This window comes from Methanolapillus millepedarum (genome assembly GCF_032594115.1).
GTDB classification, from domain to species: domain Archaea; phylum Halobacteriota; class Methanosarcinia; order Methanosarcinales; family Methanosarcinaceae; genus Methanolapillus; species Methanolapillus millepedarum.
In genome coordinates this window covers 1,349,901-1,371,294 of record NZ_CP131060.1, presented here as the reverse complement: position 1 = coordinate 1,371,294, position 21,394 = coordinate 1,349,901, and the positions used below count along the sequence as shown (strand labels likewise).

Below are 21,394 nucleotides of genomic sequence, written 5' to 3'. Positions count from 1 at the left end.
AGAGTTGATAAAAAAATAAGCCATCCTCGGCCGGACATATCATTCAAAAAAGACGGGGCGATATAATCAAAAATTTCCGATAAAAGAACAAAAAAAACACCCATAAAAATAAAAGAATAAACGAAATAGACGATCAAAAAATTAATTTTAAATAACGGAATGAAAGAGCTCTTTGAATAAATATAAGCCGAGTTAAATTTGAAAAAGCAATAAACCGTCAAAAAAAGGACATAAAAAATAACCAAAGGAATCAGAAGTTCCAAGGACAAATATTCCGAAATTAAAAATGAAAGACAAAAAGTCCCAATAAGCAGGGGCAAAAACAATGCGGATCCTATTTTTCGAAGAGAGAGCATGATGAATTCCTCAATGGTAGATTAGAGAGATGATAGATATTAATTTTGATGTTTGAAAATCTTATAAGCCATGATTCAAGATAAGTTATTATGATTCTCATCATGGCTTACTTATTTTTCACTGCTTTTTTGTTCCTGTTGTTTTTTCCCACCATTTTTTAACTGAATTATATGCAGAAGCCGAATTATTTTCAACACTTTTCATTGTAGTTTTAGCAGGTTCTACAAAATTTTTGTTGACATAATCTATCCCTACACTTCGTATTTCACTAAATTTTATATCTTTCACCGAATCGGATATAGCATAACCCATAGCTGGGTCTTTGAAAGGATAAACAGCCACAGAGCTTTGCATAAAACTTGCTACAAGAGCATTTCCATCCAAAGCCGCCCCAATATTTTGGGTCGTGTTACCTCCGTTAATTAAGGACATTGAATACCGTTCATATGCAGAAGATATGACGGAAGTTGTAACATAAGTCAATCCTGTTGCAACTTCTACTTGTGCCAACGTTGCCCCAAGTACTGCCATGGTTTCAATACCAACAACTGCCGTTGCGGACCCAACAAATCCAATTCCTGACCCAAAAATAAAAGCTTCTTCCATTCGATTTGTAGAAACTTCCCAATCAAATTCGTGACCATAATAGGAATTATTTAAAGTATTGCCTATAAACATTGTTACTGAAGCCGCCGCTCCGCATAATGCGGAAACAGCTAAAACAAATAAAACCGGATGATGTCCATCCGGATCCGTATATTTCAAAGGATTATTCAAACAATATGAATACCGATTCAAAGCCTGTGGATTATAAACATTTGGAATTATCGAATCCGCCTGCGTAAACACAAACGTTTCGGGATTATAATACCGAGCGCCGTAATAATAAAGTCCGATTTCGGAATCAAACTCTTTGCCGGTGAAAGAATATTTCTCGGTTCCGCCTTCACGGTGGCTTCCAAACGGATAATAAAGCGTTCTTTCAACAAGTTCACCATTTTCGTCAATCATGACGCTCGTGGAACCCAAATGATCGTCCAAATACCAGAATTTGCCCTCAGAAGATTCCTTAGCGACACGTCTTCCGTCCGCGAAGTAATAAACCGTTTCAATATTATCTTCAACTTCATAATCGTCGGTCACATAATACGAAACAATTCCTTCCTCAATCTTTTTCACACGGTTTCCGGATTCGTCATAGAAGAATTCAGCAACGACTCTTTCTTCGGATTTTTTAACGACTTGCTTGAGATGATTGGCGTCATTGTAGACATAAACGAAAGTCTCGTCTTCGACAAGATTGCCGTTTGCATCGTAAAGAAGGTTTGAATTGCCGACTTTCGTCGGGGCGTGAATGCCGGCGCCGTTGCCGTATTCGAACAAGATGACGTCGGTGCCGTTTTTGTGACCCAAGATACTTCCGAGCGGGTTGTAAATAAATTGCTGCGAATATGTTTCGCTGCCTGCGGAAGTGAGTCGGTCTAAGTCATCGTAAGCAAACTGTTGCGTTTCACCAACGATATGATCTGCGATTGAAACGATGTTTCCTTTTTCATCAAAAGAATAATCAAGGTCTTGAAGATTCGGCGTGTTAATGTTTTGAAGACGTTTTGTCCAACCGTCGTAAGTGAGGTCGGTTGTGATGCCGTTTGCAAACTCTTTTTTGGTGATTAAATTCAGAGAGTTGTATTCAATGTTGTCAATGACTCCCGGAATCGAAGAGAGAAGGGCTTGGTTATTGTAATTGTATTGAATAACGTCGCCGTTAGGAAGAGTTTTTTGAATGACCCGGTCCATGGAATCGTAAACGTATGTTGTTGTAAAGGATGACGGATACTCAAACGGAACGTTCGGTTCCGGATCTTCGGGGTCCTCAGGATCTTGCGGGTCTTCAGGGTCTTGCGGATCTTCGGGGTCCTCAGGATTTTCAGGGTCCTCGGGATCCTCAGGGTCTTGTGGGTCTTCAGGATCCTCGGGATTTTGCGGGTCCTCGGGATCTTGCGGATCTTCTCCGTTATCAATCAGTTCGTAAAGGGCAATGTATTCGCCGCTAAGATAATTAACACCGGATTGATAACCGGCCAGATGAAGTTTCATTTCTGAAATTTCCTCTGTTGTTGCATAAGAATAGTTGTATGTCGCGTTTAAATTGCCTTTCCAATACTTTTGAACTTGAATCGACCGGTTGCCGGAATCTTCCGTGAAAGTAATGTTAAAGGTCATATTTTCATAGCCCGGATTTCCGTTAATTTTTGAAATGGTTCCGATTTGTGTGCCTTGCTCATTGTAAATGTACAAAGTGCCGCCGGCAGATGTGTCCACGAATTTGAACAATTCTTTGTTGTCGAAATAAATGCGGCCGACATCACCGGCACCCATTGAAACACGCAAATTTTTCAAATTCAATTCCTTCAATACGGCGTTTTCCTGTGCCAATGAAACGACAACTTCGTCCTCATTAACAAAATCTCCGGAGATGGTTTCCGTCGATGGTTCAGGTTCTTCCGGGTCCGGTTCATTTATTTCTTCATAGAGAACACTGTAACTGCTATTGATATAATTGGAGCCGGATTGATAGCCGATCATATAAGCCCGCATATTTGTAATCGGTGCGTTTGTCGCATAGGAATACTGATATGTTCCAAGAGATTGCCCGCTTCTTAATTTTTCGATATGAATCGTCCTCTCTGATGGATTGGACGTAAACGAAACATTGAAAACTGTGTTTTCATAACTCGGGTTTCCGTTCACACTTTGAATGATTCCGATTTGAGCACCGTTTTCATTCAAAATTTGCAGCGTTCCGCCGGAAGCAGAGTCTGTAAACCGCAGAACTTCCACACCGTTCAGATAAATAGACGCTTTATCGTTCGCATGCATCGAAACACGCAAATTCGTCAAGTTCAACTGTTTGACATTAAAACCTTCTTGTCCCAACTGAAGAGTGATGTTTTCCTCGTTGGAAAAAGAACCGGTGACCGGATTAGTCGGTAAAGTCGCTGAAGCCGGCGAATTCAAAACAACAGGGTTGGTGACTTCCAATTCAATTGTTTTTGAGCCGACAGGTTGTGAAATCAATATCGAATCAGTCTTTGATTTCAAATCCGAAATTTTGAAATCAAAAATACTGCCGCTCGTTGAATTAAACGACGACGGTTCAAAGGAAATCACTTCTTTTGTCATCGAGTCAATTTGAACAGTTTCCGCGGATTTCAAATTGACCGACACCGGATTAATCGGCGTCATTTCGATGGATTTTGAATAATAAGGCGTCGAATTAAACTCCGAAACAGCAAATGCAGAAGATTTGCCGGACATTGTCATCATCGACATCGGTTCAATTTCATTGCCAATACCATTTTCGATATCATTGTCGATGACGGTTTCTTCAATTGAAATGATTTCCTCAACCACTCTTAACCGCTGGTCATAAGAATAAGATTTAAGCGTAACGTCGGACGTGACAGACGATAAAGTTCCGATGGTTTCGGCGTCATATTCAAAAATAACGTCCAGATCATTCTCATAATCAATCTTTGTCCGCCGGTTCAGACTGTCGTATTCGTATTGTGTAACAGTTCCACGGTTGTCGGTTTGGGAGACAAGATTTCCGTTTTGATCATATTCATATGTCCAAACACCGATATCAGGGTCGTCGATTTCAACTTGCCGACCGAGAGAATCGTACTCAAAAGTTGTGTTTTGAACGCGGTAAGCATACGGATAAGAAACGGAGTCAGAAGATCCGGATTCACCCGAAAATGAAATGGACGACACCGCATAATTCTGCATCGGAATAATTTTGACCAAACGGTTCATCAAATCATATTCATATTTTGTTTCGTAAATTTCATTGCCGTTAAACTCTGTGACCTGAACAATGTTTCCATAAATGTCCTTATTGATTTGGATTTTGTTAGACCGCTCGTCAAAGTATGTTGTTTTCAACTGGTCATACGCCATTCTTCGGGTTGTGCCGTCCGGATTGGTCGTTTGAGTGATTCTTCCGAATGAGTCATAGACGTTCACCGTTTCCAAGGCCTGTTCGTTTGTTTTTCTTGGAGCGATAATCTTTGAAACGGCGCCGTAATTGTCGTAATATGTTTCTTGAATAATATTTTCGGAAACAACAGCAGATTCCGTTTCCGTTTTAATGACGCGGCCGAGACCGTCCAAGTATTTCCAAGAATCGAAATAGCCGCCATTTTCTTCTTCCTTGACAGACACCTTGATGTATTTCGGCATGGATTCGCCGATAAAATAAACATAACGAATCGTCGGCGAATCAAGCGTATCGTAAGGCCTGACAATTTTCGTCACCCGGCCAAGACCGTCATAATCCATAAACGTTTCAAATCCGTTCGGATCTGTCATCTTTTGAAGCTTTCCGAGAATCAGATTGAAATCAAAAGTTGTTGTTTGTCCGAGCGCATTTGTCGTCGAAATCGGATAAACGGCGCTGAAATCATAATCGTATTCAACGGCCTTGATATGACCTTCACCATCTTTTTGAGAAATCAAGTTTCCGTAGGAATCATAACTGAACTCATTTGTCACATCGGCTCCCAAGCTATTCCAAGCAACAGCTTTTGTGACCAAGCCTTTTGACGGTTCCGTCTCCAAATGCGCGTTTCCATCATAATAGAAAGTCTTCTCCGATAATTTTTCAAAATTCAGGCCTTCGATTTTTTCACGTTTGACGCAGTTTAAAATCCAAGCATCTGTGTTGTAAACATAATCCATAATGGCGGTTTTTTCATCTCCCATCACGGAAACGTCACCCATATTGAAAATACGAATAATGTTGCCGTAAAGATCATAAGAATACTCTGTTTCCGTTACAATCGGCGTTGTTTTCCCGTCGTACAAATATTTTGTTGACTTGTTCATGAAAACCGTGTAAACACCGGAATCGTTGACCGTGTCAAATACGTTCTCTGTTTTTGAATAAAGAACGCCACCAATCGATTTTTGGATGATCTGATATTCCTTTCCTTTCTTGGCTTCATCTTGGTGGAAATAATGGTCTGCAACAGAACGACCGTCACTGACAGTCACTTGTTTAAATCCTCTGAATTCGGATTCTCCTTTGGGTTTGATGACCATCAAACCGCCTTTGTAATCATAATTTATTGTTGAAACTGTACGTTGGTCTCCCGTCATCCCATTGTCGGTTTCAATCTTTTTAACGACACGAATCGGAACGGGAAGACCGGGTTTTCCGTCTTCTTTTGTGTTGTTGTATTTTGTGGAAACATCATATTCGATTTTTGTCGTTGCGCCAGCCGAATGATGAATTTGAGTGAGAAGATTGGGAGAAGATGGAGACATTGTTGAAGTAGACTTGTAAATGAAAGTGTGAGCGCTTTGAACATAACTGCTTTGGATAAAATCTGAAAGGCCATCGCCATTGATATCCGTAATTTCAACGCCGCTCTTCCAATTCGTATAAGATGGAGGATTTATATTTGGATCCTGAACAAAACCGGATCCTGTGTTTATAGAAATATATTTAAAATTTGTATATGAACTTGAACTTGTTGCATACCTATAGGAATGAATGACATCCGGAAGACCGTCACCATTCACATCTCCAAACCGAAATCCATAATCTTCCCCATAATGTACAATCCAGCTCGGAACTCTCCAATTTGGATCATATGTAAATCCGGTTCCATTGTTTATGTAGACGTTGTTGATTTGAGTTGTTGAGTAAGGTCCAGAATTGACATAAGAATGAACCAAATCCGACAAACCATCTCCGTTAATATCAACAAAACGGACGCCTTGATCATGTCCCCCAACTGAAAAATGAGGCAAAGATGTTGCCCAACTGTTGTCTGCTGTGAATCCATTGCCGTTATTAATCCAAGCTTTTTTTATGTTATAAGTATAATATGGAAGAGAAGCATAATAAGATTCAACAATGTCCGGAAGACCGTCACCATTTAAGTCAACGATTCGAACACCTTTGTCCTCTTCGTTGGAAACGAAGACTGTCGGAAGTGACCAATTATTGTCCAAAACAAATCCGGACCCGTTGTTGATCCATGTTTTTTTGGTCGGATTGGCATTATTTTTAAAATGGGCCGCTTGAACAATATCCGGAAGACCATCGCCGTTAATATCCACAATCTGAACACCTTGCCAATGATTAGCGCCATCATAATGAGTTGTAAAATATACCGGTGAATCCCATGTTGCATTCTTGACAAAGGTAGTGCCATTGTTTATCCAAGTGTTAACATCAATATAAGTCGGTCCGCCGGGAGGATAAAGATATGTGGATTGCATAATATCTGGAAGACCGTCACCGTTTATATCAGCAATTTGGACGCCCATGTCTCTGTTTTCATTAATAATCAAATATGTCGGAAGGATTAAATTAGAACTGACATAGCTTCGAGGTCCCGTACTATACTCAAAACTCGTCTCCGGCAAACTTTCTTCATCCATCCCAACCAATTGAATGGATTTCAAAAACACACGGCTATCGACTGTATTGTACTCAATATCATATGAATAAACAAGTTCTTCTTTGTTCCAAACCAAAACCTTAGAAAGCAAAGACTTTTCCAAAACTTGCGTTCCGTCTTTGAATTGATTAAATGTAATCGGTTTGGCGATTCTTTCAAAATCAATCACAACGTCGCCATTGTTGTAAGTGATATTTTTCAAGTAAGTTGCGCCGGCTTCGCCGGTTGCCGGATTTTCAACGTAATTGTAAACGATTAAATTACCGTTCACGTCCTCGATTTGGTCCAAACTCCATCGGACGGCATAGTCCCTCCCGGTTACGGAATTCATGAGTTCGGAATCGGCGGTATAACCGAAACGGTATGTTGTTCCACCTTTTGTTTTAAGAATCCAATAATCTCCTTTTTGATTGGATGCGCCGGTTTCTTTTTGGATGAAAAAGAAAGATTCGATTTCCGTGTGATAACGGTCTTGCGTCGCATTATAAATTAAATCGTAGCTTTGCCCGTCAAAAACCAATTTAAATTTGTCGTCGGTTGTGTTTAAGGGTGTAAAATTCACATCTCTTTGAATGTAATTGTCGTTGAGCTGCCAACCGTCCCCGAGCCATCCGTATGTGCGGCCGGCCCCCTGACTGTTGTACACCATTTCGATTTTGGGTTCAAAGCCGGCAATTCCTTTCGGAACTTGAACCGGATAAGAATAAACGGCGGCGCCGGAAAACAGGCTGGTCAAATAAGCGTCGTTGACAAAACCAAAGTCTGCAGAAGGTTTCGTATAAGTGGATAAGTTGATTTCGGGCGTCGTGTTGTTCGTCGCGGCGGCGGCCATGACCATATTTTGCTCTTGTTCCTCTTCCGTCAAAGATTGTTCTTCCAATTCGGATTCGTTCTCTTCGAGCTGACTTTGATCGGATTCATTCTCCAATTCGCTTTGATTGGACGAGTCCTTAAGATCTTTATTTTCAGACTGATTGGAATTTGACGCCGAATCTTTTCCGGACGAGTCTTTTGAATTTGAAGAGTCCGAAGGCGTGCCGGACGACTGCGTGTTGTCGCCGGAAGAATTGGAGCCGGAACCCGAACCGGAAGAGCCGGAATCGGATTCCGCAGCAAAGGCAAAAGAAGGCGTTAAAATCATCAAAGCAATGCAAACGATAATTATTTTTTTAAGGTTTCCTTTGAAATTCATTGTGTCAACTCATTCATATTAAGTATGAACCCGAATCAGTGGCGCTTATTTGAATGCCGAAAAATTATTCTTGAATTTTTATTTAAAATCTTTTATAGTAAACTGAATTTTTGAATGGAGTTTACAATACAGTGCCAACCGATATGACTTTTAAATTGTTAAACGATTATATATATTTTAAGTAGTGTAAAAATATTTGAAAAATGAATTGATTGGTTTGTCAAATATAAATTGTTTATAAAAATAATATAATTTATAAAATTTGAAAGAAAAATTAGATTGAATTAAAATCAATTGAATTTGTTTTGACTTTGCTCACTCTTTTGCTGCTACTTTTAAATACAACCAAAACGAAATTCCAAATCAAATTCAACCCATTAACAAATCCGATTCTTATCAAATCCAAAACTCAACCAATCAACGCCGAATACCATGACTCATAATTCTACGACAAAAACAGAAATCCGGCTTCCCATGACCGCCGAAAAAAAAGCGCTTTTGCTTTCCATCGGAACGGCCAACGCCGAACCCGGACTTATTCCGGTGACTCGAAAATCAACCGCCGGCCCAAGCGCGGGAAGCGGCGGTTCCGTTTTTATCAATTCGGGCGGACACCGGGTTCGTTTGTCTTTAGACGCGGATTCGCCGGTCAAAATTAAAAGAATTGAACCGATGGCAGATTCCGAACGAAACGCCGATATCATTGTCACTTATTTGGGTGAACCGATTGTGATCGGAAAAATTGAAAGCGTGCCGGCGCACTGTCCGGAACAAGCGTACATCAATCTGTCGGAAAAGTGCATTTTCAACTGCAAATACTGCACGGTTCCGCTTCTGCAAGGCCACACAAAATCCAAAAATGAAACACTCCAGATCATTCGCGAAGCGTTTGAAAAAGGAAATGTCTCCGCGATTTCAATCACGTCCGGCGTTGAAGAATCGCCGGAAGGAGAACTTGACCGCGTTCTTGAATTGATGCCGGAACTGATGAAATACGGCGTTCCGATCGGTGTTTCCATTTATGTGACAAAGGACGGCGCTCAAAAATTAAAAAATGCCGGCGTCTCCGAAGTCAAATTTAATGTAGAAGCGGCAAGCGCAAAAATCTTTGACGCGGTTTGTCCGGGACTTTCCTATGACGACATTTTCAAAGAACTGAAAAATTCGGTGTCGGTTTTTGGGAAAGGAAACGTTTACAGCAACTTGATTGTCGGCCTTGGAGAAACGAATGCGGACGTGGAAGAAACGGTGGAAAAACTGGCGAAAATCGGCGTCATTACTTGCTTGCGGCCGGTTTTTGAAAACAAACTCCGAAAAGGCAATTGTTTCATGCAAAGGCCGTCAAAAAACCGGCTGATGAAACTTTACGCGATGCAAAAGCGCATTTGTGAAAAATATGATTTGCATCCCGAAAAATCAAAAACCATGTGTTCCAAGTGCGGCGGTTGCGATTTGGTGCCGTTTGCTGACGATTGAAAAAAGCGAACCCTCTCTTTTTTAAAATCAGAAAAAATGATTGCTTTAACGCGCGCGGCGGCCGCCGAAAAAAACAAAAATGAAAAATAAATAAAAAAGAAAAGAATCAGACAAACATCTGAATCTTTACTTTTGAGCGACTAAAACTTCAATATTGGCCGGCATTTTCACAATGTTTCCGATTTTGAGCCCGACCACTTTTTCAATACCTTGTTCAGCCGCGATGTCAATAATTCTTTGCGTCACAACGCCGTCAAAAACAATCGTTTTTGCGCCATTGACTCCTTTTTTGAGCGTCGTCGCCAAATCCCGAACCGGAAGGTTGCAAAGAACGGCGTCGTTTTCATCCAAAACTTTGGAACCGAGCGTTCCGGAAAGTTCCGTCATATAATTTTCATATTGCGGCGGAAGAGAAGACTTCGGTTTCTCCTCTCTTTTTTCCCGTTCCGGCGGGCAAGAACATTCGGAATCGTCGGACGGGACATCCCGGTCTTCAAATCTTCGAGAACGGGGTTTTCTTTCCCGAGACTCAAAATCGGACTCCGGTTTTCGCGGTTCCGGGCGCACTTCTCGTTCTCGGCGTACCGGTTCACGCTCTCCTTGTTCTTCATCCAAATCAACATATTTAATGGAAATCAAACCGTCTAAATCGTCCGCCGGCTTTTTCTTGCGAACATCTCGGGGAACGCGAACCTCTCGTTCTTGAACATCCCGTTCTTCCGGCTCGTCTTCAAACACTTCATCTTCAGCTTCCTCGTCAAAATCCGATTTTTTACCGCCGACCAACATGGCCGTCTTTCGGATTTTAGCAACACGTTTGGGCGTTTTCTTTTCAAGAAGTTTACTGGCAACGCTTTTATCGGGCTCTTTCTCTCTTTCGGTTCTTGAAACAATGTTTTTACTCGGCCTTTTTGAGGGCAAAATAATACCGTATTTTTCAACATATTGATCAAGCGGCATTTTGCGCCGGAGAGACATGATGATTTCTTTTTGCACCAAGTCTTCCACCGCTTTTCCGTCCGGCGGGCGGGCCACAAAGTCCACTTTCGCCACTTGGATCAATTCGCGAATGATGAGTTCGCCGCCACGGTCACCGTCGGTGAAAACGGTCACGGTTTTTCCTTTCACCAAGTCCACGACTTCCGGCGGAATGTTGGTGCCGCCGACGCTGATTGTATTTTTAATGCCGTATTTTAACAGATTCAGCACATCGGCACGGCCTTCGACAATAATGATTTCATTCGAATCATATTCCGGACCGGCCGGAAGCTTGCCTTTACCGTAGTGGGTAATTCCTTCCACACGGACGGATTCACGGATGACGTCCGCGATTTCCTGCGCTTCCAAAAGGTCCTCGTCAAACATGGTTTTGTAAATTTCCTTGGCGCGCTCGATGATGTTTGTCCGCTTCGCGGCGCGAACGTCTTCAATTTTCATGACTTCAATCGTTGCCAAGCACGGGCCGACCCGGTCAATTGTTTCAAGAGACGCTGCCAAAACCGATGTTTTGACTTTGTCAAGGCTCGACGGAATGAAGATGTTGCCGCGGGTTTTTCCGCCTTTGGTGGTGACCATCACTTCGATTCTGCCGATCCGGCCGGTTTTTTGAAGTTCCCGCAAATCAAGATCGGTTCCGAGAAGTCCTTCCGTTTGTCCGAAAATCGCGCCGACAATATCCGGACGTTCAATGACGCCGTCAGCATTGATTTTGGTTTGGATAATATATTTGGTTGTATCTGCATTTTGCATAAATATAGCTCCTGAGAGTCAAAAAAGCAAAAGCAAATTTAAAATTCGCAAAAAAGAACAGAAATCATCAAACAGTCCTATTTACAATTGACAACGAAGAGAGAGATTTTTGATTTTTGAATCGGGTTCATCTCAACAGATTTTAAAAATAATAAAACATAAAAGGCCGGTAAAAACAACTTCAAGCGAATGAACTCAAATTGAAATGTCTGTTATTTTAACTTTATTTCATTGATTTCTTGAAAATAACTTGATGGGTCATCATGATTGATTTTTTTCGGCAAGCTTTAATTTTATTATTTATTTTATCATTTTATCTGTCAAAAGACAGTCGGGGATACGAAATCTATTGATTTTGAAACGTCGGATTGGGAAAATCAAACTTTTGAATGCATATTTTGACGCATAATATAAGATAAATTGAAACAGATAGCATCGTTGTCTTTTAAATAATAAATTTGGGGAGTGGATGATTGTGATAAGTTCTTGAAATTGCGATTTAAATTTTCCTTCTTTTAAATCTGCTTTTTTCTTTTTTGAATGAATTATTTTGTAATTAATCTAAACTTAATTAAGTAAATTAATTAAGTAAATTAATTAAGTAAATTAATTTATAATATTATTTCAGTTTAATTTTTAAACTTGTTTTAATTTTTAAACTTGTTTTAATTTTTAAATTAATCTTAGTTTTTTTTAAATGTTTTTCAAATAGAGATTTTCGGGTTTTCGTCTTAGATTTTGAGAAAAGAATCCAATCAAACCCGATTTCTGCGTGATTGAGATCAGCCAGTTTAAATTGGCTAACCTGTTCATCTGATTTGATCCGAAAACGGACGATGTGAACGGCTTTGTTTTTTTGACAAAAATGAAATTTCTAAAAACAAGCCATGATAAGGGCAAAGGTATGATATTTCCTTTTAAATTTCCTTTTGCATTACTTTTATTCAAATTCGGAAATTAAAAAGTCAAGTGATTAAATCACTTTTAAATTTAATAATTTTGTGGTGAACAATAAAAACAAATCAATTTGTCTTTGTTTCCGATGTTTTTATTTGTTTTCGATTATTTTATTCATAAATTTCCAAAATATAATCCACCGGAATTTCATCCGTGAGCAAAATGTCGTCATTTGCGACCATGACATTTAAACCGTCTTCACAAGCGGCTTTTGCATCAATTTTAAAAATGGACGGGTTTTCCGTGTGAATCATCGCCACTTCAATCGCTTTTTCAAGCGTCGTGCTCAAGTGGAGATATTTTTGTTTGACCGGATGAATGCCTTGTTCTAAAATGACATCCACTTCTTCGGGACTCACGCCATAATAAGCGAATTCACCCTCGTAAGCCGGATAATTTAAAATCACGCCAATTGAGTGTCCGTAACGGGCTCTGATCTTTCCGCCGGCGATTTCATAACGTCCCTTTTCGTCCGATTCGACCAGTGCATAGATGTGATATTTTTTCGGCCATTTGTATTTTCCGGCCGCTGCCGCCGTTAATGCGTTGATGCTGACCCATCCGTCGATGTACATCGGAAGTTCGAGTTTTTCCGGAAAGTGCCGAAGCGCTCCCGAAACAAAACGTCCCAAACGGTCTTCCCGGTCATCGTCTAAAATAAAGTCACCAACGGCACCGCAATACGGGCAAGCCTCGCCTCTAAAACAACCGTGCTCCTTGCACTTGCGAATCATAGAATCTAATAAATGGTTTTTTGATATAAATAGAATAGCATTGAAACAGGCTGAAAAAAATCGGGATTATTTCGATAAGTTTAATAAAAATGGTTTTCTTTTAGAGTTATTTCTTTATCAGAAAATTAAATTGACAAATTGAAAAAAAACTCATTGAAAAAAAGGACCGCCGAGTATTGAAATCGTTGGAATGATATCACTTTCAGCCGGCAAACAATAGAATCAAATAATAAGTACCTCTATGTTCTTTACTTCAGTTTAAATCGACAAATTAATAAATCTATTTTGATGTTAAAATTTTTTAATTTAATTTTTAGAGCCAGGTGTCGGAAATGACAGAAATGAAAGGAATTTATGAAAAAGTCAGCCATTTAATCAGTTATGACGACTTTTTGGAAAAGGTCAACGAAAGAAAAGAAGCGCTGGGCGGCCTTTGTGATGATGAAATGTGTGCCCGTTTGGTTTTAAGTGATTTAGGCGTTTCAAACACCGACAAAGAACCGGTGACCATTGATTGTATCCATGAAAACAGCGGCAACATTTCTTTTTTCGCGAAAGTTTTGGCGGCATACGAACCGCGCGAGTTTAAAAGAAATGACGGAACGGTCGGACGAGTCGCGAATGTGGTTGTCGGAGACAGCACCGGCAAAATCCGGGTTTCGGTTTGGGATTCAAAAGTGGAAGTCTTGGAATCCGGCGAAGTGGATGTCGGATCAGTCGTCGTCGTTGCCGGTTATACGAAAAAAGGTCTCAACGGAACGGAAGTCAACGTCGGAAACAACGGCGTTTTCGCGCCCAGCGACGAAGACGTGGAATACAGCACCCCGGACCGGAAAATCGAAGACATCAAAGACGGCATGAATGATATTACCGTGTCCGGAAAAGTTTTGGATTTGGGCAACGTTAAGACATTCGCCCGAAAAGACGGCGGAGAAGGACGAGTCGCCGGCATGACGCTCGGAGACTCAACCGGAACAATCCGGGTCAGCCTTTGGGATGAGCGGGCGGCACTTGTCGATCAATTAAAACCCGGCCAATCTGTCCAACTTCAGGGGGCTTACGCCAAAATCAACAATTTCTCCCAAAAAGTGGAGCTTTCCGTCGGAAACGCCGGCAGCGTCGAAATTTCCGATGAGCCGGTGGACTACGTTCTTCCGTTTACGAAAATTGTCGACGTGGCCGACAACATGAACGGTGTCAACTTAACCGGTGTCATTCTGGACATTTCCGATGTCCGAACGTTTTCCAAAAAAGACGGATCTCAAGGGACAATTGGAAACTTTGTTCTCGGCGACGAAACCGGAAAAATCAGAGTGACCCTTTGGGATGACAAAACCGCACACTTGGATGAATTCGATTTCGGGGAAACAATCGATGTCATGAACGCTTATTCCCGCGTCAACAATTTCAGCCAACAAGTGGAACTCAACGTCGGAAACCGCGGAAGCGTGGCAACGTCAACAAAAGCAATCACCTATCAGGAAAAACTGGATAAAATCAACGACATTCTCCCCGGAAAATCTTATTCAATTCAAGGCCGCGTCATTGAAATCGGCGAAATCCGCGAATTTGAGCGGGAGGACGGCACTCAAAATTCCGTCTCAAACATGGAGCTGGAAGATGAAACCGGAAAAATCAAGGTCACTCTTTGGGGAGAGCACGCCGAATTTGTGAATGACATTCAGTTCGGCATGATGGTCCGGGTGACAGACGCGTTCTCAAAATTCGGAATGAATGAAGAAATCGAACTCAGTGCCGGAAACCGAACAAAAGTCATGATCGTTTAATTTGAAATAAAGCAGCTCTTTATTTCAAATATTTCTTTCATTTTTTACGTCGGGCGGCATGCGCGCAGGTTGTGGCGATCACTTTTGTTGAGACGGCTGAAAGCCGGACACTTTCTTTTTTCCTGTTTTTAAAAAAGTTCAATGATAATAAATAATAATGATTATTTCCAATATTTTAGATTTTATTTTTTCTCTGGAATTCACTTGATTTAAAAATCATATTGCTGCCCCATTCTCTTCCATTGGAAACGGGGGGGTCTGTTGTACATAATTATACATTTAAAATTACATAAATTTACACAAAAATATATAAGTCAGAGATACCTTTCTTCTGTTATCCGGAAATATTTGGGTGAAAAAAATGATACAAAATCAATATCCCAATTTCAGAACTTTTTTGTTCGTCATTTCTGACTTTTGCAATTCGTTCCAAAGAAAAGCGCTGTTTGTTTTTATTTTAAAACCGCTTTCTTTAAAACGAGTTTGCGGAAGTGATCCCATTGCGGCTTGACCGGCAGCAAATCTCTTTCTGCACACTTTGACGAATAGGTGACGCTCTCTTTCAACGGTAAACCCGAATAAATAAACTTTCGGATTTTAACGAAATCAAAAGAGAAATAAACCGGAGACGATTTTGAATCAAAACCTGAAAAATAAAAATAAAAAAGTATTTTCGGAAAAAATGATCGATGAAAGCAAACAACAAACTCAATCAAAATCAGGACAGATTTTTGTAATTTTCAAGTCGCCCAGGAGGAATATCCATGAAGATGAAAAATATCATGAGCGCGCCGGTTTATGTCGTCAGTCCCGACGAAACGGTCGCTCGTGCCAGAAATTTGATGATGAAACATAAAGTCGGATCAATTTTAGTGGTGGACGGAGAGTCTATTGCCGGAATTTTTACGAAATCCGATTTGAAAACCAGACTGTTTGAAGAAGAAGCGGCTTGGAAACGGCGTCCGATCGATCAAATTCCAATCAAATCCATTTGCACAACCGACGTTACAACGGTTTCACCAAACACAACCGTCATAAAAGCCGCTCAAATCATGACGGAAAAATGCATTGACCACTTGCCTGTTGTCGACAAAGAAATCTTGGGCATTGTATCCAAAACCGATATCGTCCGGTTGGTTTCGGAAAATGGTATCGGATCCGAAATCATGGTTTCCGATTCCATGTCCGGAAAAGCAGTAACGGTGAACACCAACCACACCATCAATCACATCATCGGCGAAATGGAAAAGAACGATGTTCAAAAAGTGGTTGTGATGGACAACAATGAAAAGGCGGTCGGCATCGTGTCGATCAAAGACTTGTCCGCAAACGATTTGCTTGTCAACGACAGCAAGAATGAAAAGAACACAAAGACAAAAAAAGAAAAATTCCGGCGGCATTCCATTGACCTTCCGTTTGTCGCGGAAGATTTGATGACCCATATTATCACGGTAGATGTGAGCGCTTCGATTGCAACCGCCGCTAAAAAAATCATCGACAATAATGTGATGTCCCTTCCGGTCACCCGAAACGGAAAAATTGCCGGGATGATTTCAAGAGACGATATCATAAAAAGTCTTTCCCTGTTGTCGGAATGAACAACGAAAAATTTGAAAACACCGGATTTAACAAATTCAAGAAATATATAAACAAATTTGTATAGAATAAATAATTAAAACGTGTTTTAACACGTTTCATACCTTAAAAAAGAACAAAAGGTGAAAAACCATGCAGGCAAAAGACATTATGGTGTCCCCTCCAAGCATTGACAAATCCGCAAAGATCTCAAACGCTCTCGGAATTATGGAGAAAAAAAATACGCGCCGTCTTCTTGTGACGCACAACAATGACGTGGTTGGTATTTTGACAATGAGAAATTTGGCCAAGGAGCTTGGAACAAAAAAGAGAACGAAGCCGCCTTCTTCTCTTCCCGTGGTGACCGCCATTTCCGGAAATTTCACATTTGTGAAGCCTGAAACCAAGTTTTTGGTGGCCGTCAAAATCATTAAAGAAAAGGGCGGCGTGCTTTTGGTATCCGAAAACGAAAAGGACGTTCTCGGCTGGATTACGCCAAACGAACTCATCGGCGCCTACGACTTCAACGGTCAAGCCAAAGATGTCATGTTCCAAAAAACCATCATCACCATCAATTCCAGCGAACGGTTGGTTCACGCCCGTTATTTGATGTTGGAACACAATGTCGGAAGAATTCCGGTCATGGAAGACGGGAAATTGGTCGGCGTCATTTCCGAAAAAGACGTTGCCGTCGCCTTCCAAGAATTTAAAGACAGCGTTCCCGACAACCATCAGGAAGCCCGGATTAAAAATTTGCTCGTGGCCGACGTGATGACAAGAAGCCCGATTACGGCAACGCCGAATACGCCGGCTGAAGAAATTGTCAGCTTGATGGTTCACAAAAATGTGGGAATTATTCCGGTCGTCGACAACGGCAAATTGGTCGGAATCATTACCCGCAGAAGTCTGATTACAGCCATTCCGACATTGGAATAAATGAGCTGACCCATTCGGTTTGTCAGCTAAAATCATTGAGTACGGAACAAATTTGTTTCGTACTTTTTTCATTTTTTGTGCGGCGGCAACGCGCGCGTTATGGCGACCGTTTTTGTTGAAACGTCCAAAACCGAGGGACGCTTTTGCAATTAAACAAAAATTATTTTTTCAAATTTTCATTTTGGTAAACGCCGTTGTACAAATTTTCAACGCCGGTTCCGAGCCGGTAAAACAAAAGCTGCATGATGCGGGCATTTTGACGAATATCAAATCCGGCCGGATTGTGAACCACCATCAAACATTCACTGCGCCCGCGGTAGCCGGCGTCCCAAACCGCTGTTCCGAGCATCACGCCACTGCGGACCAAACTGGAACGGTGAAGCGCAATGGCGGCAATATCATTCGGAATGTTGACCACTTCATTCAAAACGACGGAATAAATGCCGGGACTCAAATGAATCCAACCGTCGCTTCCGAAAGCCAACGCGTTTTTAGAAGGTGTTTTTCGTTTGCTGTTGTCAAAATCAACGGCGCCTGCGCCGGATAATTCATATATTTCCCGAACCGTCATTTCAAAACCGTTCGGTTGAATTTGAAGATTCAAATCCGTATAATTTTCCACGAGCGGCGGATTATTTTTCATCAATTCGCGAATTTCGATATCTGATAAAAATGACATGATTCAAAAACGGCAAAAGAATATTATAATCTTTCGTCCGGACCCAAGGCGACGGTTTTTTGGAGTGGGCGGCCGCGTGCGCATTGCAGCAACATATTTTTATTATTTTTCAAAAATAGAAACGTCCGCTTTTTTTCTGTTTTTCCGTTTTTTCTTTTTTTCATCCTTAAAAAGATTCCGATTTTGAAAAAATCGATACGTTTAATTGAATCCCGGTTTTTGGTTCCGGTTGTTATGAAAAATTTTGACCAATCCGAAGACCGTTTTTTAAAATCGCGCCGTTTCAATCAAGGAATCAGCCCGGTGATTTCATCTCTGCTGCTCGTTCTTATTGTATTGCTGATGTGCGGCGGATTTTTTATTTACGCGACCGGATGGATGGGAACCAATGATTTGTCGGCCTTAAAACCAATCAAAATTGAAATTGAGAATGTTTCTTGCGGAAATCACGCCGATGATTCCGTTCGTTTTCAAAACAATATTTTAATTCTCAAAAACTCCGGTGGAAACGCTGTCCCGATTGATAACGTTTCCTTAAAAATCATTGGAAAAGGAGACGCGTACCAAGGAATTCCGGGACAAAACGGCAAAATGGTTTCCGGAGATATTGAAATATTGTACACGCATCTCAATATTTCCGATAAAAATCCGAATTACCAAAAAATGAATGCGGAAATGCTCAAAGACGGTTATTGGTCTCCCGGAGAAAAATTGATTTTAACCGGAAACGACAGCAAAAATTCAACGGTTTCAAGCGTTTTTGTGGGAATTGACGGCAATTTCTCAACGTCAAACAACTACGGACTCGCTGCCGGAGAAACAATTGAAATCACAGCCTTTCAAACAAACCCAAAAAATATTCAAAAAATCATTTTCAAAAATCGTTTTTTGATTCCGAAAAAGTAAACCGCCCGTGTTTTTGAGACTGCGTCGCTATCATTCGAATTTTTCGAATGCCGGCTTTTAAAATATCGCAATAAAAGGAAATATATAAATTCAAACCCAATCGTTATGATTCAACATTTTTCAAATCCGTCCAATTTCAACATTCAGTTTCAACATTCAGATTCAACATTCAACATCCGTTTCCACATGAATATTTTCACTCCCCACATTTCATCGTTTTATAGCTAAAACACATTTTCGGACAGAACTATGGACTGCGCACCCGTTCCGGGATTTATGAAATACTTTACCAAAGAAAGCTGCTACCCGAATCAAGCGGAAGCAATGCGGCAAATAGCCGATGCTTTGGAAAAGGGAGAAACTGTTCTTTTTGAAGGCGCCTGCGGAACGGGAAAAACACTCAGCGCTCTCGCGCCGGCGCTTGACATTGCCGCCCGCCAAAATAAAAAAGTGATCATTGTCACCAACGTTCACCAACAAATGGTCCAATTCATCAACGAAGCCCGCGACATCAAACGGCAAATCGATATCAATGCCGTTGTCATGAAAGGAAAACAAGCGATGTGCCCCCGCCGAATGGATTATGAAGAATGCCGGGCGTTTTCCGAAAACACATATGAGCTTCTTGAAATGGAACGGGAACTTCAAAAATCCAAAAAAGAGTTTTCAGACGCCACTGAAAAATACAAAGCGACCAAAGATCCGGAATATAACCGGTTGCGAGCGGAGCTTGAAAAGGAAATTCAAAATAGAGAAAGCGAAGTCCAAAGAAAACGGAATTTGTCCTGCAACCATCTCTACGAAGTTTTAAAATTGGAGTCGCCCTCTTTTAAAAATTGGCTTTTCGATGATGTGCGAAGTCCTGAAGAAATCAACGATTACGCAAACGAGCGCGGTATGTGCGGTTACGAACTGCTGAAACGCGAAATCAAACGCGCTGACTTAATTATTTGCAATTATCACCACGTTTTAAGCCAGGAAATCTTTTTGACGCTGCTCGGCTGGCTTGAAAAATTACCGGAAGATTTGATTATTATTTTTGACGAAGCGCACAACATTGAAAACGCGGCGCGGTCGCATTCGTCCATGGTGATTTCGGAAAGAACGGTTGAAAAAGCGGTCATGGAAATCGAAGACCATTCCGACAAATTTCCCGAAAAATTAAAATTGGACGCCCAAAAAATACTTTTGTGTTTTATTTCAGCGATGCGGGAAACTTATGATTTGGCGCTGGCGTTTGGCGAACGCAACCGAATCGGAAAAAACTGGAAAGACATTCGGATCAGCGACCCCTACGAACGGTTCGACGTCGTTAAAGACCGGTTGATGAAAAAAATAAAAGGATACAGTGAGGAAGAGGGCCGGAACTTGAATGAAAATTCCGTTCGGATGATTCTTGAAAATGTATCGGCGGTCGGAGACGAAATCGATTTGATTTACCATGAGCGGTACAAATCAGGCGCCGATATCGTCCGGAAAAAATCAAGCGTCAGCCTTGCGGCTGACTATTTGTCCGCCTATCTTTTGCTTTCCGAAAACCCGAATTACTATCCGATTTTAAACATCCGGCGCGACCAGCAAACCAAAGACGACGAAATTTACGGCCGAATGGAACTGTTCACTTGTATTCCCAAAAATGTAACGGCGCCGCTTTTTGATTCCCTGGGCGGATTGGTTTTGATGTCCGCCACCCTGCGTCCGTTTTCCATGATTAAAGAAACGCTTGGAATTGAGCGGCAATGCACGGAAATTGCGTTTCCCCTCACGTTTCCCTTGGAAAACCGCCGGACTTTTGCCGTCTCTGTCCCCCCCTTGTTTTCCAGTCGACGGGAGGATCCGGAAACATTAACCGCCGTCGAAAATTCAATTGTTTCCGCGATATTGGCGACGCCCGGAAACACGCTCATTTACTTCCAAAGTTTTTCGGAAGCGGAACGGTTCTTCAGCTTTTTGAAAAAACAAGATGACATCGTTTTGGAAAATATTCCGATTTTGTTTGACGAGGCCGGTATTTCTTCCAATTCCGTTCGGGAAAAATTTTTCAAAATCGGGGAGGAAGGCGGCCGAAGTGTTCTCATCAGTTACATTTTCGGAACGCTCAGCGAAGGCGTGGACTTTCAAGGCGACCGCGCTCGAACAGTGATTGTCGTCGGCGTCGGATACCCGGCGCTCAATGACCGGATTCGGGCCGTAGAAGCCGCTTATGACACCGTTTTTGGAGACGGAAAAGGTTGGGAATTCGCGATTTCCGTTCCGACCACCCGACGGATCCGGCAAGCGATGGGGCGTGTGGTCCGCTCTCCCGACGATTTCGGCGTTCGCCTGCTTTTAGACGCCCGGTTTCAGAAAAAATCAGTCGCAAAACTCCGGAAATATTCCGTTTACAATAATTTTCCGGAAGAAGAGCGGTCGGAAATCATAGATACTGATCCGGCCGGTTTGAAAAAAGAACTGGAAACGTTTTTTGAAGAAAAAGCCGGTTAACCAAACCGACGAACTCGGATTGGTTTGTCGTTTTGGTTGTTTTTTGCAGACGTCCGACCGGCGCGCGCATTATAGCGACACGTTTT

General features: G+C 41.5%; 10 protein-coding genes. 6 read left to right on the top strand and 4 right to left on the bottom strand.

Going from position 1 to position 21,394, the window contains the following annotated elements; translation table 11 throughout:
• Nucleotides 1–474 precede the first annotated feature (474 nt).
• Entirely contained in the window at nucleotides 475–8,025 is a 7,551-nt protein-coding gene (locus MsAc7_RS06325) for an FG-GAP-like repeat-containing protein (RefSeq protein WP_338102079.1), read from the bottom strand.
• A 432-nt stretch (nucleotides 8,026–8,457) separates the two neighbouring features.
• On the opposite strand from MsAc7_RS06325, the gene MsAc7_RS06320 reads away from it, so the two are divergent.
• Complete coding sequence (locus MsAc7_RS06320; protein WP_338102078.1) at nucleotides 8,458–9,501, top strand: radical SAM protein; 1,044 nt, start codon at nucleotides 8,458–8,460, stop codon at nucleotides 9,499–9,501.
• A gap of 126 nt (nucleotides 9,502–9,627) precedes the next feature.
• On the opposite strand, the gene dnaG is transcribed toward MsAc7_RS06320, so the two are convergent.
• Nucleotides 9,628–11,250 carry a DNA primase DnaG gene (gene dnaG, locus MsAc7_RS06315; RefSeq protein WP_338102077.1) on the bottom strand — a complete coding sequence of 541 codons (1,623 nt, stop codon included), beginning with the start codon at nucleotides 11,248–11,250 and terminating at the stop codon, nucleotides 9,628–9,630.
• Nucleotides 11,251–12,317: 1,067 nt separating this feature from the next.
• Nucleotides 12,318–12,941, bottom strand: a complete 624-nt coding sequence (locus MsAc7_RS06310) for an RNA 2'-phosphotransferase (RefSeq protein ID WP_338102076.1) — start codon at nucleotides 12,939–12,941, stop codon at nucleotides 12,318–12,320.
• Between the two features lie 332 nt (nucleotides 12,942–13,273).
• Between MsAc7_RS06310 and MsAc7_RS06305 the strand changes: the two genes are divergently transcribed.
• The 3 genes from MsAc7_RS06305 to MsAc7_RS06295 all read left to right on the top strand — a co-directional run bounded on the left by MsAc7_RS06305 (nucleotide 13,274) and on the right by MsAc7_RS06295 (nucleotide 17,239).
• Nucleotides 13,274–14,728, top strand: a complete 1,455-nt coding sequence (locus MsAc7_RS06305) for an OB-fold nucleic acid binding domain-containing protein (RefSeq protein ID WP_338102075.1) — start codon at nucleotides 13,274–13,276, stop codon at nucleotides 14,726–14,728.
• Between the two features lie 764 nt (nucleotides 14,729–15,492).
• On the top strand, nucleotides 15,493–16,326 hold the full coding sequence (locus tag MsAc7_RS06300) for a CBS domain-containing protein (RefSeq protein WP_338102074.1): 834 nt from the start codon (nucleotides 15,493–15,495) through the stop codon (nucleotides 16,324–16,326).
• A 130-nt stretch (nucleotides 16,327–16,456) separates the two neighbouring features.
• Complete coding sequence (locus MsAc7_RS06295) at nucleotides 16,457–17,239, top strand: CBS domain-containing protein (RefSeq protein ID WP_338102073.1); 783 nt, start codon at nucleotides 16,457–16,459, stop codon at nucleotides 17,237–17,239.
• A 160-nt stretch (nucleotides 17,240–17,399) separates the two neighbouring features.
• Here MsAc7_RS06295 and MsAc7_RS06290 read toward each other — a convergent pair whose 3' ends face one another.
• Nucleotides 17,400–17,918 carry a deoxyuridine 5'-triphosphate nucleotidohydrolase gene (locus tag MsAc7_RS06290; protein ID WP_338102072.1) on the bottom strand — a complete coding sequence of 173 codons (519 nt, stop codon included), beginning with the start codon at nucleotides 17,916–17,918 and terminating at the stop codon, nucleotides 17,400–17,402.
• Between the two features lie 234 nt (nucleotides 17,919–18,152).
• Here MsAc7_RS06290 and MsAc7_RS06285 point away from each other — a divergent pair, with 234 nt between their 5' ends.
• Both MsAc7_RS06285 and MsAc7_RS06280 read left to right on the top strand, forming a co-directional pair.
• On the top strand, nucleotides 18,153–18,824 hold the full coding sequence (locus tag MsAc7_RS06285) for a hypothetical protein (protein WP_338102071.1): 672 nt from the start codon (nucleotides 18,153–18,155) through the stop codon (nucleotides 18,822–18,824).
• 249 nt (nucleotides 18,825–19,073) lie between these two features.
• Nucleotides 19,074–21,308, top strand: coding sequence for an ATP-dependent DNA helicase (locus MsAc7_RS06280; protein ID WP_338102070.1), 2,235 nt, complete (start codon nucleotides 19,074–19,076; stop codon nucleotides 21,306–21,308).
• Nucleotides 21,309–21,394 lie beyond the last annotated feature (86 nt).

What these genes read in the sequence shown, in the direction of transcription:
- MsAc7_RS06290 (WP_338102072.1), bottom strand. Translation starts at nt 17,918, where the DNA reads ATGTCATTTTTATCAGATATCGAAATTCGCGAATTGATGAAAAATAAT.
- MsAc7_RS06305 (WP_338102075.1), top strand. Translation starts at nt 13,274, where the DNA reads ATGACAGAAATGAAAGGAATTTATGAAAAAGTCAGCCATTTAATCAGT.
- MsAc7_RS06320 (WP_338102078.1), top strand. Translation starts at nt 8,458, where the DNA reads ATGACTCATAATTCTACGACAAAAACAGAAATCCGGCTTCCCATGACC.
- MsAc7_RS06295 (WP_338102073.1), top strand. Translation starts at nt 16,457, where the DNA reads ATGCAGGCAAAAGACATTATGGTGTCCCCTCCAAGCATTGACAAATCC.
- MsAc7_RS06300 (WP_338102074.1), top strand. Translation starts at nt 15,493, where the DNA reads ATGAAGATGAAAAATATCATGAGCGCGCCGGTTTATGTCGTCAGTCCC.
- MsAc7_RS06280 (WP_338102070.1), top strand. Translation starts at nt 19,074, where the DNA reads ATGGACTGCGCACCCGTTCCGGGATTTATGAAATACTTTACCAAAGAA.
- dnaG (WP_338102077.1), bottom strand. Translation starts at nt 11,250, where the DNA reads ATGCAAAATGCAGATACAACCAAATATATTATCCAAACCAAAATCAAT.
- MsAc7_RS06285 (WP_338102071.1), top strand. Translation starts at nt 18,153, where the DNA reads ATGAAAAATTTTGACCAATCCGAAGACCGTTTTTTAAAATCGCGCCGT.
- MsAc7_RS06310 (WP_338102076.1), bottom strand. Translation starts at nt 12,941, where the DNA reads ATGATTCGCAAGTGCAAGGAGCACGGTTGTTTTAGAGGCGAGGCTTGC.
- MsAc7_RS06325 (WP_338102079.1), bottom strand. Translation starts at nt 8,025, where the DNA reads ATGAATTTCAAAGGAAACCTTAAAAAAATAATTATCGTTTGCATTGCT.